This is a genomic window from Acidimicrobiales bacterium (assembly GCA_036399815.1).
GTDB lineage: Bacteria > Actinomycetota > Acidimicrobiia > Acidimicrobiales > DASWMK01 > DASWMK01.
The window spans coordinates 1-4,223 of the sequence record DASWMK010000136.1; the positions used below are offsets into that span (position 1 = coordinate 1).

Below are 4,223 nucleotides of genomic sequence, written 5' to 3' on the forward strand. Positions count from 1 at the left end.
GGCGGCCAGGTCGTCGGCGGCGACCTCGGTGTCGAAGAACATCTCGTAGCTGAAGCCGGAGCAGCCACCGGGGCGGACGGCGACCCGCAGCGCGAGCTGGGGCTCCCCCTCCGCGTCGAGGAGCTCCTTCACCTTGGCGGCAGCAGCGTCGGTGAGCGCGATCACGGGCATTTCCTCCTTGGCGAACCGGCAGCCATGCTAGCGAGCGGCGAGCTCGACCTGGCAGGGACGCCGGTCGACGAGCGTGCCGAAGGACACCACGTCGGCCCCGCCCACGCCCTCCACGAAGCCCTCGACCAGCCCCCGGTGGAGGTGGCAGACGAGCTCGGGATGGGCCTCGGCCAGGTCCCGGAACGGGCAGTGGGTGAACGCCACGGTGCCGGCGGTGGACCCGTCGGGCGTCGCCTCGACGGCGGCCTCGGGGTCGAACCCCAGGCTGGCCAGCTCGGCCATCAGCAGGGCGACGCAGCCCTCCGCGTCGCCCTCCCCCTCGCCCTCGGCGCCCATGGCGGTGGCGTCGGCCCTGCCCTGCTCCCGGCCGACGTCGGCGGCGTCGACCGAGTCCGCTCCGGCGGCGGCGGCCAGGCGCACGAGCATCCTGGCCAGCAGCGGGAACGTCGGCGGCTCGAGGCCGAGCGACGGGGCGTCGGGGGCGAGCGCGTAGCGGTGCTGGGGCCGGCCCACCGACCCGCGCGCCTCGGAGGAGGCGACGAGCAGGCCGAGGTCCCGCATCCGCTCGAGGTGGGGCCTCACCGTGTTCGGGTGGAGGTTCAGGGACTCCGCGATGTCGGCCGTGGCGAGGGGACGGGGCGAGCGGGCCAGCTCGAGGTAGATGGCGTAGCGGGTGTTGTCGCCGAGCGTCTTCAGCAGGTCGAGGCGCGGCGGCACGGTCACGGAGGCCAGTTTACAAGGGCTGGGCCGGTAGAATCCCCTCGTGGTCACCCCCGCCGACGTCCTGCAGCTCCTGCGGGGGGTCGTCGACCCCGAGCTCGGCAGCGATATCGTCGAGCTCGGCATGGCGAAGGGCGCCACCGTGCTCGACGACGGCACCGTCGAGGTGACCATCGCCCTCACCACGAGCGGCTGCCCGCTGCGGGCCCAGATCCAGCGCGACGTCCGCAACCGGGTCGGCTCCCACCCGGGCGTCACCGGCGTCACCATCCGGTGGACCGAGATGACCGCCGACGAGCGCTCGGCGGCCATGGCCAAGGCCAGGTGGAACGCCAGGGACCGGGCCCCGGACACCGAGATCCCGCCCACGGCGCGGGTCGTCGCCATCGCCTCGGGCAAGGGCGGGGTCGGCAAGTCCTCGGTCACCGTGAACCTGGCGACCGCGCTCGCCCTGCGCGGCCTCACCGTCGGGGTGATGGACGCCGACATCTGGGGCTTCTCGGTCCCCCGCATGCTCGGCATGGAGGGGCGGCTGCGGGGCGCCGGCAAGGGCGTCCGCAAGATCGTGCCCATCGAGCAGCACGTCGGCGACGGCCTGCTGAAGGTCGTGTCGATGGGGTTCCTCGTCGACGACGAGGAGTCCGCGCTCATGTGGCGCGGGCTCATGCTCAACCGGGCCGTCCAGCACTTCCTCGAGGACGTGCAATGGGGCGACCTCGACTACCTGCTGATCGACATGCCGCCCGGCACCGGCGACGTGCAGATGGGCCTGGCCCGCATGCTGCCGAGGGCCGAGATGATCATCGTCACCACGCCGGCCGTGAGCGCCCAGAAGGTCGCCATCCGGGCGGCGACGATGGCCCGCAAGAGCTTCCTGCGCATCGCCGGCGTGATCGAGAACATGAGCGCGTTCACCTGCGAGCACGGCTCGACGTACGCGCTGTTCGGCCAGGGCGGCGGCGAGGCGCTGGCCCGCGACGCCGGCGTCGAGCTGCTCGGCTCGGTGCCGCTGGAGCCGTCGGTGGCCGCCGGCTCGGACGCCGGCCACCCGGTGGCCCTCGGCGACGGCCCCGCCGCCCTCGCCTTCCGGGAGATCGCCGCCCGCATCCTGGAGGAGGCGGTGCCCCCGCCGGTCATGGCCGGGTGCAGCGCGAGGATCCTCGAGCGGGCCGTGGCCGCCCTCGACGCCATGGACGCCAACGGCTGACGCCCAGCTCACACATCTAACTGTAAGATGTGTGAGTGCTCCAGCTCAGCCCGCGGCCGCTGACGGCGTCCGCGGCCGACAGTCGGCTGTTCGTGGACCGCGAGGACGAGGTCCGCCGGATCGAGCGGGCCGTGAAGCTGCGGCTCAACACCTACGTCGCCGGCGGGCCGGGCAGTGGGAAGACATCGCTCCTCCACCGTGCGGAGGCCGCGCTCGGCCGGCGTGCGACGTTCCTCAATGCCGAGGGGGCGACCACACCGGAGGACGTCGCCCACCTCGTCGTGGCGGCGGCGCCGGAGACCGAAGGGGCTACGGGCCGTCCCGAGACCTGGCCGCCTGTGCGAGCGTTGCGCCGCCTGCCGTCAGGTCCGCCGCACGCCGTCGTGCTCCTCGACGGCGTGGACGACGGCCTGCGTGCCGCGCTGTTCGGCCGGCACCGGGACGAGTTGTGGGAGTTGCGGGTCCTGTGGGTCGTCACGGGACGCTCACGCCGCCTGGACCCGCCCGAGGACGCGTTCTTCACGTCGGTGATCGAGCTTGACGACCTCGACGAGGACGCGACCATCGAGCTGTTGCGCCGCCGAGCCGGCACAGGTGCGGACCCCGACGCGGCCCGCGTCCGCACGCTGGCCGCCGACCTCGCGGCCGTCCTCGGCCCGACCTCCCCGAGGGCCGCCCTCGGCGCTGCCGGCGCCGTCCTCCTGGCCGAGGATCCCGACGAGGCGCTGGAAGGGCTTCGCCGACACGCGACGATGGCTGCCGCGCTTCCCGAGACGGCCCAGCTCGTGCTCGACGCGATCTTGACCCTCGGCGCGGTGCACTCGGGTGACGGCCGCCTCCTCGACGAGGTCGGCGTCACGCGGACGAGAGTCGTGCAACTCCTGCGCGATCTCAAGGCGAAAGGGCTCGTACGGACGGTGCCCCGCGGCCGGCGGGTGTTGTACGACCTTGCATGGAGGGCATCGTGACGGCCGCGCTCCTGCGCCACCTGGCCGACGAGTACACCTTCGACAGCACCCCCGGTTTCGCCGACCTCGGCGCATACCACGTCCCGTTCGATGATCTGACGGGCCGCTCCGGCGTCGAGCACCGGCTCCGGGAGGGCGTCCTGCGGGGCGAGCGCATCGCGCTCGTTGCGGCGAGCGGCTCCGGGAAGTCGAGCATCGTCGCCCACGTCCTCGGCCCCACCGCGGAGCGGGTGGCGCCGATCGTCGTTCCCGTGCGCGCCGTGGAGCCCGGCGGTGCGGCGTCGCCGGTGCGAGTCGCCGACGAGGTGCTGGCCCTCCTTCGACGGTACGCCGAGGAGGTCTCGGCGCTGCATGACGACCTCCGCGACGAGGCGTCAGCGGCGGCCGGCGAGTCCCGCCGCGTGACGAGGACGCACCGCCGCAGCCGCGGTCTGACGCTCGCGCTCGGGTGGATGCAGCCGGCGCTGGGCGGGGAGGTCGTGCGCCAGACCGAGCACGACGAACGCATTCCTCTGCGCGAGAAGACGGAGATCCTCGACCAGCTGCTGCGGACGATCGCCGCCGACGACCTCCAACCCGTCCTGGTGTTCGACGACGCCGACCGGTGGATCGGGCCCACCGAGCGCACCACGGTCCGCGGGTTCTTCGGCGACGTCGTTCGCTGGACCGCCGAGCTCAGCACGGCGGTCGTCGTCGCCGTGCACGACCGCTACCTCGACGACCTCCCCCGAAATGAGGTTCTCCAGTACCTCGACACCCCCGTCGTCGTGCCTCGGCTGTCCGACCCGACGCAGCTCGTGGCGATCCTCGACCGGCGCATCGGGCTCCACGTCGCCGACACGCCGCTTGCCGGCGCCACGAGGCGGACGTCTTCGAACCGGGTGCGATCGACCGGCTGTTCGACGTCTATGCCAGCCGCGTTTCGCTCCGGCACGCCATCCAGCTCTGCCACATCGCGCTGATCGAGGCGGTCGAGCGGACCGGCGCCGTCGCCGTGGGCGACGCCGACGTCGCCGCGGCGGCGAACGCCGGCTGAGCGGCGATCAGCCTCCCGCGCTCCAGGGCGAGTCCAGGCCGGAGCCGCTGGCCCGGCCCTCGGCGGCCAGCTTGAGCAGGTGGGCGTGGACCGAGTGGCGGGCGACGGGGTGCAGCTCGAT

Annotated in this window: 5 protein-coding genes; 3 read left to right on the plus strand and 2 right to left on the minus strand. The window is 73.4% G+C overall.

Translation table 11 applies throughout. The features are described from left to right. Together VGB14_09450 and VGB14_09455 are read right to left on the minus strand one after the other, a co-directional pair. Nucleotides 1–171: iron-sulfur cluster assembly accessory protein (locus tag VGB14_09450; GenBank protein ID HEX9993137.1), on the minus strand; the 171-nt coding region annotated here is incomplete at its 3' end. A gap of 27 nt (nucleotides 172–198) precedes the next feature. After that, nucleotides 199–894 (minus strand): helix-turn-helix domain-containing protein, encoded by a 696-nt coding sequence (locus VGB14_09455; GenBank protein HEX9993138.1) that lies wholly within the window; start codon nucleotides 892–894, stop codon nucleotides 199–201. Between the two features lie 40 nt (nucleotides 895–934). Here VGB14_09455 and VGB14_09460 point away from each other — a divergent pair, with 40 nt between their 5' ends. From VGB14_09460 to VGB14_09470, 3 genes are all read left to right on the plus strand, one after another. Next, complete coding sequence (locus VGB14_09460) at nucleotides 935–2,098, plus strand: Mrp/NBP35 family ATP-binding protein (protein ID HEX9993139.1); 1,164 nt, start codon at nucleotides 935–937, stop codon at nucleotides 2,096–2,098. A gap of 35 nt (nucleotides 2,099–2,133) precedes the next feature. Next, nucleotides 2,134–3,066, plus strand: a complete 933-nt coding sequence (locus VGB14_09465; protein ID HEX9993140.1) for a hypothetical protein — start codon at nucleotides 2,134–2,136, stop codon at nucleotides 3,064–3,066. Nucleotides 3,067–3,296: 230 nt separating this feature from the next. Beyond that, nucleotides 3,297–4,028: a hypothetical protein gene (locus tag VGB14_09470; GenBank protein HEX9993141.1), complete on the plus strand. Its 732-nt coding sequence runs from the start codon at nucleotides 3,297–3,299 to the stop codon at nucleotides 4,026–4,028. Nucleotides 4,029–4,223 lie beyond the last annotated feature (195 nt).